Raw genomic sequence first — 14,051 nt, forward strand, 5'->3', positions numbered from 1 at the left:
AGGGGGGGAGAAAGGTCAAGGCCTTTCGCCCCCGCAGGGGCCGGGGGGCGGGGGAATGTGATCAGCGCAGGGCGGGGGGAAGGCCGTCATCCTGCGCGGGTTGGGCCATGCCGGGGGCGAGGTTCAGGAAATCGAAGATCGACGGATCGGCAAGGTGGGAGGGGCGCACGTTCTGTAGCGCGCGGAACATGACGTTGCGGCGGCCGGGGGTGCGGGCCTCCCAGTCATCCAAGAGTTTCTTGACCTGCGCGCGTTGCAGCCCCTCTTGGCTGCCGCAGAGGTCGCAGGGGATGATCGGGTAATTCATGGCGCGGGCAAATTTTTCACAATCGGCCTCGGCCACGAAGGACAGGGGGCGCAGGACCATGAGGTCGCCATCTTCGTTCACGAGCTTCGGCGGCATGGAGGCGAGGCGGCCACCGTGGAAGAGGTTCATGAAGAAGGTTTCAAGGATATCGTCACGGTGATGGCCGAGGACAACGGCGGAACAGCCTTCTTCCCGTGCGATGCGGTAAAGGTTGCCCCGCCGCAGGCGCGAACAGAGCGAGCAGTAGGTGCGGCCCTGCGGGACCTTGTCCACCACGATGGAATAGGTGTCCTGATATTCGATGCGATGGGGAACGCCCATCTTTGTCAGGAATTCCGGCAGGACGGTTGCCGGAAAGCCCGGCTGGCCCTGATCGAGGTTGCAGGCCAGAAGGTCGACGGGCAGAAGGCCGCGCCATTGCAATTCGTACAGCACGGCAAGGAGGGTATAGCTGTCCTTGCCGCCCGACAGGCAGACCAGCCAGCGGTCACCGCGGTTGACCATGCCATAGGTTTCAATCGCTTCGCGGGTTTCGCGGACGATGCGCTTGCGCAGCTTCTTGAATTCGGTCGAAGCGGGGGCGCCGTGGAAGAGCGGGTGGATGTCGTCGAGATCGTCCAGCATCGGGCTGCCTTTGGCGCGGGGTGTCGGAAACGTGAGCGATGGATATGCCAGAAGGGCGCGGTTTGGGCAATCCGGGTGGGGTCGGGCTGCGTATGAGGGGAAATGGAGGACTGCCCATGCGCCTTGCGAAGATCGCCGCCCTTGCCCTGATCCCCCTGCTCGCGGCCTGCACGGGGAAGCCTGCGCTGACGGATGCATCGCTGTCCACGCGCGAGCTGGAGTTGGAAGAGTTTTTCGACGGCCGGCTGGTGGCGCATGGGCAGTTTCAGGACATTTTCGGCACGGTGCGGCGGCAATTCGTGGCCCAGATTGCGGGGGATTGGGATGGCCAGCGGCTGCGGCTGTTCGAGGATTTCACCTATGAGGACGGATCGACCGAGCAGCGGGTCTGGACCCTGAGGAAGACCGGCGCGGAGTCCTGGGAAGGCACGGCGCCGGGCGTGATCGGGGTGGCCACCGGAGAGGAACGTGGCGACCGGTTCAACTGGCGTTACACGATTGATCTGCCGGTGCCTGCGGCGGATGGGACGGCGGATAGGGTGCGCGTGACGTTTGACGATTGGATGTGGCTCTTGACCGAGGATCGGCTGTTCAACAAGGCCTATATGAAACGGTTTGGCGTGGATGTGGGTGAGGTGTCGATCTTCTTCGAGAAGCTTTGAGCCTGCTCCAAAGATTTTTCGGTGAAAAATCTTTGGAGCGCGGGGAAAAATCTTTCTTGAAGATTTTTCCCAAAGGGGGCCGGGCGGAAAATCTTTTTTGAAGATTTTTCGCTGTCCTGTCAGTGGCCCGTCTTCGCGTCATGTTCCGGGTCAGACCCCGGCACGGGGTCGTAGCCGTGCCCGCCCCAAGGATGGCAGCGGCAGATGCGGTGAACCGTCAGGTATCCGCCCTTGATCCCGCCATGGCGTTCCAGCGCTTCAAGCGCATAGGCCGAACAAGTGGGTTGGAAGCGGCAGCCATGACCGACCCAAGGCGACAGGATCAGGCGATAGGCGCGCACCGGGAGGGAAAAGAGGCGCGCAAGCAGGGTCATCTTGCCCGGCCCCCATGAACGGAGGCGAGGGCTGTGCGCAGGTCTTCGCAAAGGGAGGAGAAGGGGCGGGTAACGGTCGCCTCTGGCCGCGCGACGAGGACGTAGTCCCAGCCGGGTTGGGCGAGCGAGGGCAGCACGTCGCGGACAAGGGCGCGCAGGCGCCGCTTGGCGCGGTTGCGCATGACGGCATTGCCGATTTTCTTCGAGGCCGTGAAACCCACGCGGATGCCCATGCTTTCGTCATTGCGGGCGCGGGCCTGCAACAGAAAGCCCGCCGTGCCCTGACGGCGGGCGGAGGCGGCGCGCAGGAAATCGGCGCGTTTCTGCAGGGTGGTCAGCGTCAGACAAAGCGAAACCGCCGACGGCGCGGCGGGCGCTTCGGCGGTGTCGCCTGTGCCCGTGTCCATCGGCGGTGTCATCGCATCACCCGTGAACGGCCCCAAGGGGCCGGAAGGGATCAGGCGGACAGGCGCTTGCGGCCCTTGGCGCGGCGCGCGGACAGGACCAGACGGCCGCCCTTGGTGGCCATGCGGGCGCGGAACCCGTGGCGGCGCTTGCGGACCAGGTTCGACGGTTGGTAAGTGCGCTTCATCGCGGCTCTCCGTATCAATCAGGCAGCGCGTATCCGACGGATTCGAGCGCCGCTTCTATTCGAAGCCCGTCCTTTACGGGGGGTTGTCAGGCAAGTCAACGCGCGGATGGGGGGATTTCTGCAACATTTCGCAGCCGAAGGGCCGGGAATGTTGCAGGAGCGGGCCTTTCGATCAATGCGGCGTGAGAGGGCTGGCGCGGGGGCAGCGCTTTGGACCATCTTCGGGCGATGAAAAACGCGCATATCCCCCCGCCATCCGATCTGCCGCCGCAAGGCAGGGGTCGGATGATTCCCGTCTTGGTCCTTTTGGCTGTGGCCGTGCTTGGCGCGGTCTTCTTGCGGGATCAGTTGAGTTTTGAAGCGCTGGCCCGGCACCGCGAGGCGCTGCTGGCCTTTCGGGACGCGCATTACCTTGTGGCCGTGATCGTCTTTGTGGCGGCCTATGTGGGGATCGTGGCCTTTTCCCTGCCCGGTGCCACAGTGGCGACGCTGACGGGCGGGTTCCTGTTCGGGCTGTTTCCCGGCGTTCTGTTCAATCTGGCGGGTGCGGTGGTGGGGGCGGTTCTTCTGTTCCTTGCGGCGCGGGCGGGATTCGGGGCGCGGCTGGCGGCAAAGATCGAGGCGCAGGGGGGGCGCGTGGCGCGGCTACGGGCGGCCTTGGCCGCGAATGAATGGGAGGTGCTGTTTCTGATGCGGGTCACGCCCATTGTGCCTTTCTTCATGGCGAATCTCATTCCTGCCCTGCTCAATATCTCGCTCTTCAAATTCGCGGTGACGACGGCGGTGGGGATCGTGCCGGGGGCCTTGGTCCTGACATCGGTCGGGTCGGGGTTGGGTGAGGTTTTTGCGCGCGGCGGCAGCCCGGATTTCGGGGTGTTTCAGGAGCCTTATGTCCTGTGGCCCATTGTCGGGCTGGTGGCGCTGGGCGTGATGCCCATGGCGGTGCGCGGCTTGCGGGCGCGGGCCGGACGGCGGGAGGTGTAGGGGCGATGGAGCGGATCGAGACGGATATCTGTGTGATTGGCGCAGGGTCGGGGGGCCTTTCGGTGGCGGCGGGCGCGGTGCAGATGGGCGCGCGGGTCGTGCTGATCGAAGGGGCCGAGATGGGTGGGGATTGCCTGAATTTCGGCTGCGTCCCGTCCAAGGCCCTGATCGCCGCAGCGGCGGCGGCGCAGGCGCAGCGGGGATCGGCGGCCTTCGGGATCGGCGCGGTGGAGCCTGTGGTGGATTTCGGTGCGGTGAAGGATCACGTCGCATCGGTGATCGCGGCGATTGCGCCGGTGGACAGTCAGGAACGCTTCGAGGGGCTGGGCTGTCTGGTCATCCGCGATTGGGGGCGGTTCGTTTCCCCGCGCGAGGTGGAGGCGGGCGGGCGGCGCATCCGGGCGCGGCGGTTCGTGATCGCTACAGGATCGCGGGCGGCGGTGCCGCCGGTGCCGGGGATCGAGGGCGTGCCCTATCTGACGAATGAGACGGTCTTTTCGCTGCGCGAGCGGCCCGCGCATCTTCTGGTGCTTGGGGCGGGGCCGATCGGGATGGAGATGGCGCAGGCGCATCGGCGGCTGGGATCGGCGGTGACGGTGATTGAGGCGGGGCGCGCGCTTGGGCGCGAGGACCCGGAGGCAGCGGCGGTGGTCATCGCACGGCTGCGGGAGGAGGGGGTGGATATCCGCGAAGGGCAGGGCGTGGTGCGGCTGCGTGCCGTGTCGGAAGGCGTCGAGGCCGTGCTGGCGGATGGCGCGGTGGTGACCGGGTCGCATCTTCTGGTGGCTGCGGGGCGCGTGCCTGTGCTGGAGCGGCTGGATCTGCCAGCGGCAGGGGTGGCGTTCGACAAGCGTGGCGTGACCGTGGGGCCGGACCTGCGGGCCAAGGGGAACCGGCGCGTCTTTGCCGTGGGCGATGCGGCCGGGGGCGCGCAGTTCACCCATCTGGCAGGGTATCATGCGGGGTTGGTGATCCGGCAGGCTGTGCTGGGTCTGCGGGCGCGGGTGCGGGGGGACCATATCCCGCGCGTGACCTTTACCACGCCAGAGCTGGCGCAGGTCGGGCCGACCGAGGCCGAGGCGCGGGCGGCGCATGGCGATGGCATCAGCGTGGCGCGGGCGGCGTTTCATCACAATGACCGGGCGCAGGCGCTGCGCGAGACGGAAGGGTTTGCCAAACTGGTGATCCGGCGGGGGCGGGTGATCGGGGCGACGGTGGTGGGACCCGAAGCGGGAGAGGTGATCGCGCCTCTTGCGCTGGCCGTTTCCGCGCGGATGAAGGTGTCGACCTTGGCGGGGGTCGTGCTGCCCTATCCGACGCTGGCTGAGGTGGCAAAGCGCGCGGCGGGGGCGCATTTCGCGCCCGCGCTGTTCGAGAACCCAAGGCTGAAGACCTTTGTGCGGTTCGTGCAGCGGTTCCTGCCCTGAGGCCTGCCGCCCGGTGGGGACGTGGCAAAGATGAGTATTTGGGCCAAGATGAAGGGGCAAGGTTGCGTGCGAGCGGACCTGTGGCTGTCTTTCCGGCGAAAGCTTTGATAAATCTGCGCTGATTGGTGCCGATCCGGCCTGTCTTTCCCTGTGCAAGGGGTTGCGGGTGGCGAGGGGCGATGCGTATTTCAGGCGGGGCAGAGCGGGGGGCGGTTTTTCGTGCGGATCGGGCGGGGGCGTTTCCTGAATACGCTGTCGGGGCGGTTCCTGCTGTTGACCGTCGCCTTCGTCATGTTGGCGGAGATTTTGATCTTTGTGCCGTCCATCGCGCGCTATCGGGCGGATTACCTGCTTTTGCGGCTGGAGAAAGCGCAGATCGCATCCCTTGCCCTGCTGGCGGCAGAGGATGCGACGGTCGGCGAGGCACTGGAATCCGAACTGTTGAAGAATGCCGAGGTGTTCAACGTCGTGTTGCGGCGGGATGAGGTGCGGCAGTTGGTGCTGTCTTCGCCCATTCCGCAACCCATTTATGACACCTATGACCTGCGGTTGGCAGGGCCTTGGGAGTTGATCCGAGATGCCTCGACCGTGCTGGCCGATCCGGAGAACCGTGTGATCCGGGTGATCGGGAACCCGGTGCAGGATGCGGGTCTTCTGATCGAGATCACGATGGAAACGGGGCCGTTGCGCAAGGCGATGGTGGAGTATGGGCTGCGCATCTTGTTCCTGTCGGCGCTGATTTCGGTGGTGACGGCGTTTCTTCTGTTCCTTGCCGTGCAGCGGTTGCTGGTCGGGCCGATCCGGCGGGTGGTGCGGCATATGACGGCCTATGCTGAGGCGCCCGAGGATGCGCGGCGGGTGATCCAGCCTTCTGCCGGGGTGGAGGAGTTGCGGGTGGCCGAAGAGGCGCTGGCCGCGATGCAGACGCAGTTGACCGGGGCGCTTCGACAGAAGGAGCGGTTGGCGCAGCTGGGCGGCGCGGTGGCGAAGATCAGCCATGATTTGCGCAACATCCTGACCACGGCGCAGTTGTTTGCTGACCGTTTGGAGGCGAGCGCGGACCCTGCGGTGACGCGGGCGGCACCGAAACTGGTGGGGTCGATCCAGCGGGCGGTGTCTTTGTGCGAATCGACCTTGGCCTTTGGGAAGGCGGAGGAGCCGCCGCCGCTATTGACGCGCTTTGCCCTGCGGCGATTGGCCGAGGATGTGGTGGAGGGCGAAGGCTTTGGGGCAGAGGCGGCGACGGTGGCCTGTCTGGTGGATGTGCCGGCGGGGCTGGTGATCCGGGCGGATGCGGAGCAGTTGCACCGCGTGCTGTCGAACCTCATCCGCAATGCGCGGCAGGCGATTGAGGCGACGGGGCAGAGCGGCACGATCGAGATTTCGGGCGGCGAGGATGAGCGGGATTGGTGGATCCGCGTGGGTGATACCGGCCCGGGGCTGCCCCCCAAGGCGCGGGAGCATCTGTTCGAGGCCTTTCAGGGCGGCGCGCGGAAGGGCGGCACGGGTTTGGGCCTTGCGATTGCCGCCGAATTGGTGCGCGGCCATGGCGGGCGGCTGGAATTGATGCGCAGCGATGCAGAGGGGACGGAGTTCCTGATCCGCCTGCCCAAGGGGCCGGGGGCGGGGGAAGACGACTGATCCACGCGATTTTCCCCTTGCACCCCGCGAAGGCGGGGGCTAAACGCACCGCCACGACGGACCCGTAGCTCAGCTGGATAGAGCATCAGACTACGAATCTGAGGGTCGGGCGTTCGAATCGCTCCGGGTCCGCCACTTTCCCTTAAATCTGCACGCCATCTGGCCGCCTTTGGGCGGTTGGTGCGTTTTGGTGTCTTCCTGACACTCGACTGTCGGCGTGGATGCTGGCATGTCAGCGGCAGGATATGCGGAGGACGGGACATGCTGAGCGGAAAGCATCTGATTGCCGGGGAGTGGGTCGGGGGCGAGGTGACCTTCACCTCGCAGCCCGCGACGGGCGAAGGGGCGATCTTTGCCAGCGGTGGCGTGGCAGAGGTGGACCGGGCGGTGCAGGCGGCGGAAGCGGCGTTCTGGTCCTATTCGGCGCTGACTCGGGCGGCGCGGGCGGCGTTTCTGGAGCGGATCGCGGATGAGATCGAGGCGCGTGGGGCCGATCTGACGGCGGTGGGGGCCGCCGAGACGGGTCTGCCCACGGCGCGGCTGGAGGGGGAGCGGGGGCGTACCACGGGGCAGTTGCGGCTGTTCGCGCGGCATATCCTTGCGACGGATTTCCTTGACCTTCGGCATGACGTAGCGCTGCCGGACCGTGCGCCTTTGCCACGCCCGGATATTCGCATGATGCAGCGCGCGCTGGGGCCGGTGGCGGTATTCGGGGCGTCGAACTTTCCCTTGGCCTTTTCGACGGCGGGCGGGGATACCGCCTCGGCCCTTGCGGCGGGGTGCCCCGTGGTGGTGAAGGGGCATCCGGCGCATCCGGGGACGGGCGAGATCGTGGCGCAGGCGGTGGATGCGGCGGTGAAGGCTTGTGGCGTTCATCCGGGCGTTTTCAGCCTGATCCAAGGGGTGGGGACGGAGTTGGGTGCGGCGCTGGTCACGCATCCCCTGATCTGCGCAGTAGGGTTTACAGGGTCGTTGGCCGGCGGGCGGGCGCTGTTTGATCTTTGCGCGCGGCGGGATGTGCCGATCCCGTTCTATGGTGAGCTGGGGTCGGTGAACCCGGTCTTCCTGTTGCCTGCGGCGCTGGCGGCGCGGGGAGAGGCGATTGCCAAGGGCTGGGCCGGGTCGTTGACGATGGGGGCGGGGCAGTTCTGCACCAATCCCGGTATCGTGGTGGCGCTGGCGGGGGCGGAGGGTGATGCCTTTGTCGCGGCGGCTCAGGCGGCGCTGACAGCGGTGGGGCCGCAGGTCATGCTGACCGATGGGATTGCGGCGGCCTATCGCGCGGGGCGCGCGCGGATTGCGGCCTCGGCCGGGGTGCGCGAGGTGCTGACCAGCGTCTGCGACCGGCGGAACGCCACGCCCTATCTGTTTGAGGTGTCGGGGTCGGATTGGTTGGCCAATCATGCCTTGGGCGAAGAGGTGTTCGGGCCATTGGGCGTGATCGTGCGGGTGGCGGATTTCGCGCAGATGGAGGCGGTGGCGCGGGCGTTGGAGGGGCAATTGACCTGCACCTTGCAGATGGAGGCAGGCGATACCGATCTGGCGCGGCGGCTGATGCCGATCCTTGAGCGGAAGGCAGGGCGGGTGCTGGCCAATGGTTTCCCCACGGGGGTGGAGGTCTGCGAGGCCATGGTGCATGGCGGGCCCTATCCGGCCAGCACCAATTTCGGTGCGACGAGCGTGGGGACGATGGCGATCCGCCGTTGGCTGCGGCCCGTCAGCTATCAGAACATGCCGATCGAGTTGCTGCCCGAGGAATTGCGGTAATCAATCGGAGCGGGGCCGGCCAGGGCCGCCCCCGCACGCCTTTCCTCTCGCCTCCCGCGCGTGCCGCGCGTCCGGCTCGGCTGATGGGGGCGCGGCCCCCAACCCCCCGGAGTATTTGGGCCAAGATGAAGGGGGCTGATTTCATCTTGGTAGAAAATACTCTCGGGGGGAGAGGAGCGTCAGCGACGAGGGGGGCAGACAGCCCCCCTGCGACGGTGCGGTCAGGCATCGTCTTTCAAGAGGAGCGCGAGGGCTGTGACGGAAAGCGCAATCCCACCAAGGATAAGAGGTGGGGGGGCGGCGCGGCCCAGCGCGATTTCCCACAGGATGACCCATGAGGGGACGAGGTAGGTATAGGCCATGACCTTGGCGGCGGGCAGGCGCATTGTTGCATATTGCATCAGGACGAAGGTCGCGGCGGAGGCGAAGATTGCGGTGTAAAGAAGGGTCACCCAGACAATGGGGGGCAGGTCCATCCAGTCTGTGGCGCGGATGGCGGGCAGGCCCGCCCCGGTGAGCAGAAGCCAGCCCGCCACCATCATCCCGAAGGTGAAGACCACGGCGGGTTCACCGCGGTTCAGCTTGCGCACCAGCGGCGTGTAAAGGGCATGGGCGACGCAGCCTGCGAAATAGATCGCCTCTCCCATCCCGATATGCAGCGAGAAGAGGCGCGCGGGATCGGCGCGGAAGATGACCCAGAGCGCACCGATGGCCCCGATGGCGAGCGCCGCGCCCATGCGGGCGGTCAGGCGTTGGCGCAGGGTGAGCCAGCCAAAGCCTGCGGCCATAATGGGGGTGAGGGTGAAGACCGCCGCCGTGGCGACAGGTTCGGCGGTTTTCAGCCCTTGGAACATCAAGACGAAATAGGCGGCAAGGAGGCTGCCGAGGACCGCGTAGCGCCATGGCGCATCGAGGGCGCGACGGGTGATCCCGGTCGTGGCGAAGGCCGCGGCACCGACGAGGGCACCCGCGATGAGGAAGCGCAGGGCGCTGAGGGCGAGCGGGTCGATCAGCGGTGCGGCCATGGAGCCCAAGCTGAAGGAGCCCGCGACCAGCGCCGAGAAAGTGAGCATGGCAAGATGGCCGCGCTGTGACTCGGTCAGTGATCCGGGCAGGGTCATGCGTCGGAACTTGGGCGGGCCGCGGTCATAGGTTCCAGTCCTTGGCCGCTTCTTTCAAGGTGGTGAGGAAGGCCTGCACCTTGCGGGTGCGGTGCAGGTCGACATGGGTGACGATCCAGAGCGGGGCCACCCAATCGGGGCGGGGGGGCATGACTTCAATCAGGTCGGGGTCTGCCTCGGCCTTGTAGGCGGCGAGGAAGCCAAGGCCCAAGCCGCCGCGTAGGGCGGCCTCGAAGGCGGCGGGTTCGGTGGCGCGAAAGCTGATGCGGTCCTGGGGGACGGCGGCGCGCATCCAGCGGTGGAAGGGCGCGCGGCTGTCGGCGGCATCGGTGCCGATGAAGCGGTGGGCGGGAAGCTCTGCCTCGGATTGGGGCAGGCCATAGGCTTCGGCATAGCTGCGAGAGGCGTAGAGGCCTGAGCGCATGCGGGCAAGCGGTTGGACGACGTTATCGGGCTCTTCGGGTGCCGCTCCGGCGCGGATGGCGACATGCGCCTCGCCGTAATCCAGCCGGAAGACACGCGTATCGCTGAGGAAGCGCAGAAGGATGCCGGGATAGGCGGTCTGGAAGCGCGACAGAACGGGGATCAGGAGATCGGACAGGCCCACGATGGCGGTGACCACCAATTCACCCGACACGGTTTCGCCAAGGCCTTTGATGCGGCTGGAGAGTTGGGCGAATTGCTCATCCGTGGTCTGGGCGACGGAGAGCAGGTCTTGGCCTGCCTCGGTCGGCGTATAGCCGCGGGCGTGGCGTTGGAAGAGTTTGGTGCCGAGCCGTTTTTCCAGCGCGTCGATATGGCGGATGACGGTGGCGTGGTGGACGCCCAGCACCTCGGCCGCGCCGGACACGGTGCCGAGCCGGGCGACCTGATAGGCGGTGCGGATTTCGTCCCAAGTGTCGATGGTCATCCTTGGCGTCCGTGAAAAGGTCTTTGCGGCATGTGGCGATGCCTGCGCGGGGATTGCAAGGGCGGAATGGGCGCGAGGCTTGACTCGCGGGGGCGCGGGGCGTAGTGGGGCGGCAATTCCCCGGAGGCCGAAAGCTTCCGGTCCCGTCGCATTTGCGGGGATCGCCATCCGTCAGCGCGTTGCGCCCACGGGTGCCGTAATCCTTTGCGGGTGCATTTCCGCCGTCGGATGCCCATATCCGGCCTTTGTCACGAACCCGGAGGGGTGCCATGTTCGAAAGCCTGTCAGAACGTCTTGGTGGCGTATTCGACCGCCTGACGAAGGCCGGTGCGCTGAGCGAGGCGGATGTTGTTGCGGCGCTGCGCGAGGTGCGGGTGGCGCTTCTGGAGGCGGATGTTTCGCTGCCGGTGGCGCGGGATTTCATCAAGCGAGTGCAGGACAAGGCGACCGGGGTTGCGGTGACCAAGTCGGTCACGCCGGGGCAGATGGTCGTCAAGATCGTCCATGACGAGTTGATCCGGGTGTTGCAGGGCGAGGGGCCTGCGGATGCGCTGAAGATCGACAATCCGCCGGCGACGGTTCTGATGGTGGGTTTGCAGGGGTCGGGGAAGACAACGACCACGGCGAAGCTGGCCAAGCGGTTGAAAGAGCGGAGTGGGAAGAAGGTTCTGCTTGCCTCGCTTGACACCAACCGCCCGGCGGCGATGGAGCAGCTGGCGATCCTTGGTGGCCAGATCGGTGTGGATGCCCTGCCCATCGTGAAGGGCGAGAGCGCGGTGCAGATCGCGAAGCGCGCCAAGACGCAGGCGGCGATGGGCGGCTATGACGTGCTGTTCCTTGATACTGCGGGCCGTCTGCATATCGATGAAGTGCTGATGGACGAAGTGCAGGCGGTGCGCGACATCGCCCAGCCGCGTGAAGTGCTGTTGGTGGTCGATGGCCTGACAGGCCAAGACGCCGTCAACGTGGCGACCGAGTTCGACGGGAAGGTGGGGATTTCGGGCGTTGTCCTGACGCGGATGGATGGCGACGGGCGCGGCGGTGCGGCCTTGTCCATGCGGGCCATCACGGGCAAGCCCATTCGGTTCGTGGGTCTGGGCGAGAAGATGGACGCGCTTGAGACCTTTGAGGCCGAGCGTGTGGCGGGCCGCATCCTTGGGATGGGTGACATTGTCGCGCTGGTCGAGAAGGCGCAGGAGACGTTCGAGGCTGAGCAGGCCGAGCGGATGGCCAAGCGCTTTGCCAAGGGCTTGTTCAATATGAACGACCTGAAGATGCAGCTTGAGCAGATGGTCAAGATGGGCGGCATGCAGGGCCTGATGGGCATGCTGCCTGGCATGGGCAAGATGCAGGCCGCCGCCGCCGAGGCGGGGCTGGATGACCGGATGCTGAAGCGGCAGATCGCTTTGATCCAGTCGATGACCAAGAAAGAGCGGGCCAACCCGGACCTTTTACAGGCGAGCCGGAAAAAGCGGATCGCGGCGGGGGCAGGGCTGGAGGTGGCCGATCTGAACCGGCTGCTGAAGCAGCACAAGCAGATGGCTGAGATGATGAAGAAGATGGGCAAGGGCGGCATGATGAAGCAAGCCATGCGCCAGATGCTGGGCAAGGGTGGCCTGCCCGACCCGTCGAAGATGACACCGGAACAGCTGGAAGAGGCGGCGCGTGGCATGAAGCAGGGCCTTGGTCAGGGCGGCGGTTTCCCCGGCATGCCGCGCGGCATGGGCCTTCCGTCGGGTCTCTCGGGGCTGATGAAGAAGAAATGACCTACACGCTGGCGCAGGATGAAACGGGCGGGCCGGTCCTTTGGACCGACCGTCTCTTCCTGCGCCGTCCCCGGCGCGAGGACATACCTGCGAGCCATGCGTTCTGGTCATCGGAGCGGTCGGCCCTGATGGGCGGGCCATGGTCGATAGAGACGCTTGTGGTTGAGACGGAAGGGCTGTTTGCCCAGTGGCAGAAGCACGGTTTCAGCCTGTTTACGGTCTGCCGCAAGGGGGATGATCGGGGCATCGGAGGCATCGGCCCCTTCTATCCCGACACGCATCCCGAGCCGGAACTGGGCTGGAGCCTGTGGAATGCCGCTGATGAGGGGCAGGGTCTGGCGTTCGAGGCCGCGCGGGCGGCGCGGGACTGGTTCTTTGCGACCTCTGGGCATCGGACAGCGGTGTCCTATACCGATCCGGCCAATGCCCGGTCACATCGGCTGTGCGAACGGCTTGGTGCTGTGGTGGATGCAGCCGCGCCCCACCCCTATGGCGACGAGCCGACGCTGACCTATCGGCATTTTGCGGGGGGCCGCGCATGATCGCGCCGACCCTTCATACCGAGCGGCTGACGCTGCGCATGCCCGTGCTTGGCGATTTCGAGCATCGGGCAGCCTTTTATGCGTCGGATCGGTCGGTCTGGGAGGGCGGACCCTTGTCGCGCGTGCAGGCGTGGCGGGTCTGGGCGTCGGAGGTTGGGCAGTGGCCTCTGATGGGCTATGGCCCGTTTTCGGTGGACGCGGGCGGTGCGTATGTGGGCGAGGTAGGTATTTATCACGCCGCTGACTATCCTGCGCCAGAACTGGGCTGGTTCGTGGTGCCTGCGGCTGAGGGCAGGGGATATGCGCGTGAGGCCGCGCAGGCGGTGATGGCTTGGGTGCGGCGGGCCTTTGGCTGGGACACAATCACCAATATCATCGATCCGGGCAATGCGCGGTCCATTGCGCTGGGCTTACGGCTGGGCGGGCGGATCGATGCGGCACAGCCGGGGATCGATCCGGGCGATGTGGTGATCGTGCATGATCTGCGGGGCTTTGCATGATCGGGCTTGCTGGGACCCCTGTTCTGACGACGGAACGGCTGGTGCTGCGTGCGCCGGAGGCGGGGGATTGGCCTGCTTTCCACGGCTTTCTGGCATCCGACCGGGGGCAGTTCGTGCGCACGGGTGACTATGACCTGTCGAACACCTGGCGCGGCTTTTGCCATGTGATCGGGCATTGGGTGGCGCGGGGCTTTGGGATGTTCGTCTTTCACGCCAAGGGCGATGCGACGCCTTTGGGCGCGACGGGGCCTTGGTTCCCCGAGACTTGGCCCGAGCGTGAGATCGGCTGGTCGGTCTGGAACGCAGGTGCCGAGGGCAAGGGGTTTGCCTTCGAGGCGGCGTGTGCGGCGCGGGACTTTGCCTATCAGACTTTGGGCTGGACCTCTGCCGTATCTTATGTTGCCGAAGGGAATGCGCGGTCGCGCGCGCTTGCCCTGCGGCTTGGCGCGGTGGTTGACCCGGATGCGCCGTCGATCGGCGCGCCACCTTGCCTTGTCTTTCGCCATCCAGCCCCTGACAGCAGGAGGACCGCATGACCGACGCTGCCCAGCGTGCCGCCGAGATATTGAAGGAGCATCGGGAGTCGATCGACCGGCTGGATGCGATCCTTGTCTATACGCTGGCGGAGCGCTTCAAGCATACGCAGGCGGTGGGGCGGCTGAAGGCCAGCCACGATCTGCCGCCAAGCGACCCGGCGCGCGAGGCGCGGCAGATCGAGCGGCTGGAGACGCTGGCGCGCGAGGCCGATCTGGACCCCGAATTCGCAAAGAAATTCCTGACCTTCATCATCAGCGAAGTCATCAGGCATCACGAGAAACTGCAATCCCCGTAGGT

The 14,051-nt window shown here is 66.2% G+C and carries 16 protein-coding genes and 1 tRNA gene; 11 read left to right on the forward strand and 6 right to left on the reverse strand.

Annotated elements, in window-relative coordinates:
* Nucleotides 1-61: 61 nt before the first annotated feature.
* Entirely contained in the window at nucleotides 62-931 is an 870-nt protein-coding gene (ttcA, locus tag QF092_RS15855) for a tRNA 2-thiocytidine(32) synthetase TtcA (protein WP_281465345.1), read from the reverse strand.
* 116 nt (nucleotides 932-1,047) lie between these two features.
* On the opposite strand from ttcA, the gene QF092_RS15860 reads away from it, so the two are divergent.
* Nucleotides 1,048-1,593 carry a DUF3833 domain-containing protein gene (locus QF092_RS15860; protein ID WP_281465347.1) on the forward strand — a complete coding sequence of 182 codons (546 nt, stop codon included), beginning with the start codon at nucleotides 1,048-1,050 and terminating at the stop codon, nucleotides 1,591-1,593.
* 119 nt (nucleotides 1,594-1,712) lie between these two features.
* Here QF092_RS15860 and yidD read toward each other — a convergent pair whose 3' ends face one another.
* The 3 genes from yidD to rpmH are packed head-to-tail and all read right to left on the reverse strand — an operon-like array spanning nucleotide 1,713 to nucleotide 2,559.
* A complete protein-coding gene (gene yidD / locus QF092_RS15865) occupies nucleotides 1,713-1,967 on the reverse strand; it encodes a membrane protein insertion efficiency factor YidD (protein WP_281465349.1) in 255 nt (84 codons plus the stop codon).
* On the reverse strand, nucleotides 1,964-2,386 hold the full coding sequence (gene rnpA, locus QF092_RS15870; RefSeq protein ID WP_281465351.1) for a ribonuclease P protein component: 423 nt from the start codon (nucleotides 2,384-2,386) through the stop codon (nucleotides 1,964-1,966). Before rnpA ends, yidD begins: the two co-directional genes overlap by 4 nt.
* Nucleotides 2,387-2,424: 38 nt before the next feature.
* Nucleotides 2,425-2,559, reverse strand: coding sequence for a 50S ribosomal protein L34 (rpmH, locus tag QF092_RS15875; RefSeq protein WP_101921406.1), 135 nt, complete (start codon nucleotides 2,557-2,559; stop codon nucleotides 2,425-2,427).
* A 285-nt stretch (nucleotides 2,560-2,844) separates the two neighbouring features.
* Here rpmH and QF092_RS15880 point away from each other — a divergent pair, with 285 nt between their 5' ends.
* The 5 genes from QF092_RS15880 to QF092_RS15900 all read left to right on the forward strand — a co-directional run bounded on the left by QF092_RS15880 (nucleotide 2,845) and on the right by QF092_RS15900 (nucleotide 8,378).
* Nucleotides 2,845-3,543, forward strand: coding sequence for a TVP38/TMEM64 family protein (locus tag QF092_RS15880; RefSeq protein WP_281465353.1), 699 nt, complete (start codon nucleotides 2,845-2,847; stop codon nucleotides 3,541-3,543).
* 5 nt (nucleotides 3,544-3,548) lie between these two features.
* Nucleotides 3,549-4,970 (forward strand): dihydrolipoyl dehydrogenase family protein, encoded by a 1,422-nt coding sequence (locus tag QF092_RS15885; RefSeq protein ID WP_281465355.1) that lies wholly within the window; start codon nucleotides 3,549-3,551, stop codon nucleotides 4,968-4,970.
* Between the two features lie 291 nt (nucleotides 4,971-5,261).
* The gene (locus QF092_RS15890; RefSeq protein ID WP_281470056.1) at nucleotides 5,262-6,611 is read left to right on the forward strand and encodes a sensor histidine kinase; all 1,350 of its coding nucleotides are present in this window, start codon (nucleotides 5,262-5,264) and stop codon (nucleotides 6,609-6,611) included.
* 58 nt (nucleotides 6,612-6,669) lie between these two features.
* A tRNA-Arg gene (locus QF092_RS15895) sits at nucleotides 6,670-6,746 on the forward strand.
* Between the two features lie 126 nt (nucleotides 6,747-6,872).
* A complete protein-coding gene (locus QF092_RS15900; RefSeq protein ID WP_281465357.1) occupies nucleotides 6,873-8,378 on the forward strand; it encodes an aldehyde dehydrogenase (NADP(+)) in 1,506 nt (501 codons plus the stop codon).
* A gap of 221 nt (nucleotides 8,379-8,599) precedes the next feature.
* Here the strand turns inward: QF092_RS15900 and QF092_RS15905 are convergent, their stop codons facing one another.
* Both QF092_RS15905 and QF092_RS15910 read right to left on the reverse strand, forming a co-directional pair.
* Nucleotides 8,600-9,499 (reverse strand): DMT family transporter, encoded by a 900-nt coding sequence (locus QF092_RS15905; protein ID WP_281465359.1) that lies wholly within the window; start codon nucleotides 9,497-9,499, stop codon nucleotides 8,600-8,602.
* Nucleotides 9,500-9,524: 25 nt separating this feature from the next.
* Nucleotides 9,525-10,409, reverse strand: coding sequence for a LysR family transcriptional regulator (locus QF092_RS15910; RefSeq protein ID WP_281465361.1), 885 nt, complete (start codon nucleotides 10,407-10,409; stop codon nucleotides 9,525-9,527).
* A 269-nt stretch (nucleotides 10,410-10,678) separates the two neighbouring features.
* On the opposite strand from QF092_RS15910, the gene ffh reads away from it, so the two are divergent.
* Genes ffh through QF092_RS15935 form a run of 5 tightly spaced genes read left to right on the forward strand, consistent with a single transcriptional unit; the run spans nucleotide 10,679 to nucleotide 14,049 of the window.
* Entirely contained in the window at nucleotides 10,679-12,175 is a 1,497-nt protein-coding gene (gene ffh, locus QF092_RS15915; protein WP_281465363.1) for a signal recognition particle protein, read from the forward strand.
* Nucleotides 12,172-12,717 (forward strand): GNAT family N-acetyltransferase, encoded by a 546-nt coding sequence (locus QF092_RS15920; protein WP_281465365.1) that lies wholly within the window; start codon nucleotides 12,172-12,174, stop codon nucleotides 12,715-12,717. Before ffh ends, QF092_RS15920 begins: the two co-directional genes overlap by 4 nt.
* Nucleotides 12,714-13,217: a GNAT family N-acetyltransferase gene (locus QF092_RS15925; RefSeq protein ID WP_281465367.1), complete on the forward strand. Its 504-nt coding sequence runs from the start codon at nucleotides 12,714-12,716 to the stop codon at nucleotides 13,215-13,217. Before QF092_RS15920 ends, QF092_RS15925 begins: the two co-directional genes overlap by 4 nt.
* Entirely contained in the window at nucleotides 13,214-13,753 is a 540-nt protein-coding gene (locus QF092_RS15930; protein ID WP_281465369.1) for a GNAT family N-acetyltransferase, read from the forward strand. Before QF092_RS15925 ends, QF092_RS15930 begins: the two co-directional genes overlap by 4 nt.
* The gene (locus QF092_RS15935; RefSeq protein WP_281465371.1) at nucleotides 13,750-14,049 is read left to right on the forward strand and encodes a chorismate mutase; all 300 of its coding nucleotides are present in this window, start codon (nucleotides 13,750-13,752) and stop codon (nucleotides 14,047-14,049) included. The genes QF092_RS15930 and QF092_RS15935 overlap by 4 nt, the downstream gene beginning before the upstream one ends.
* Nucleotides 14,050-14,051: the final 2 nt, after the last annotated feature.

It is taken from the genome of Fuscovulum ytuae (assembly GCF_029953595.1).
GTDB lineage: Bacteria > Pseudomonadota > Alphaproteobacteria > Rhodobacterales > Rhodobacteraceae > Paragemmobacter > Paragemmobacter ytuae.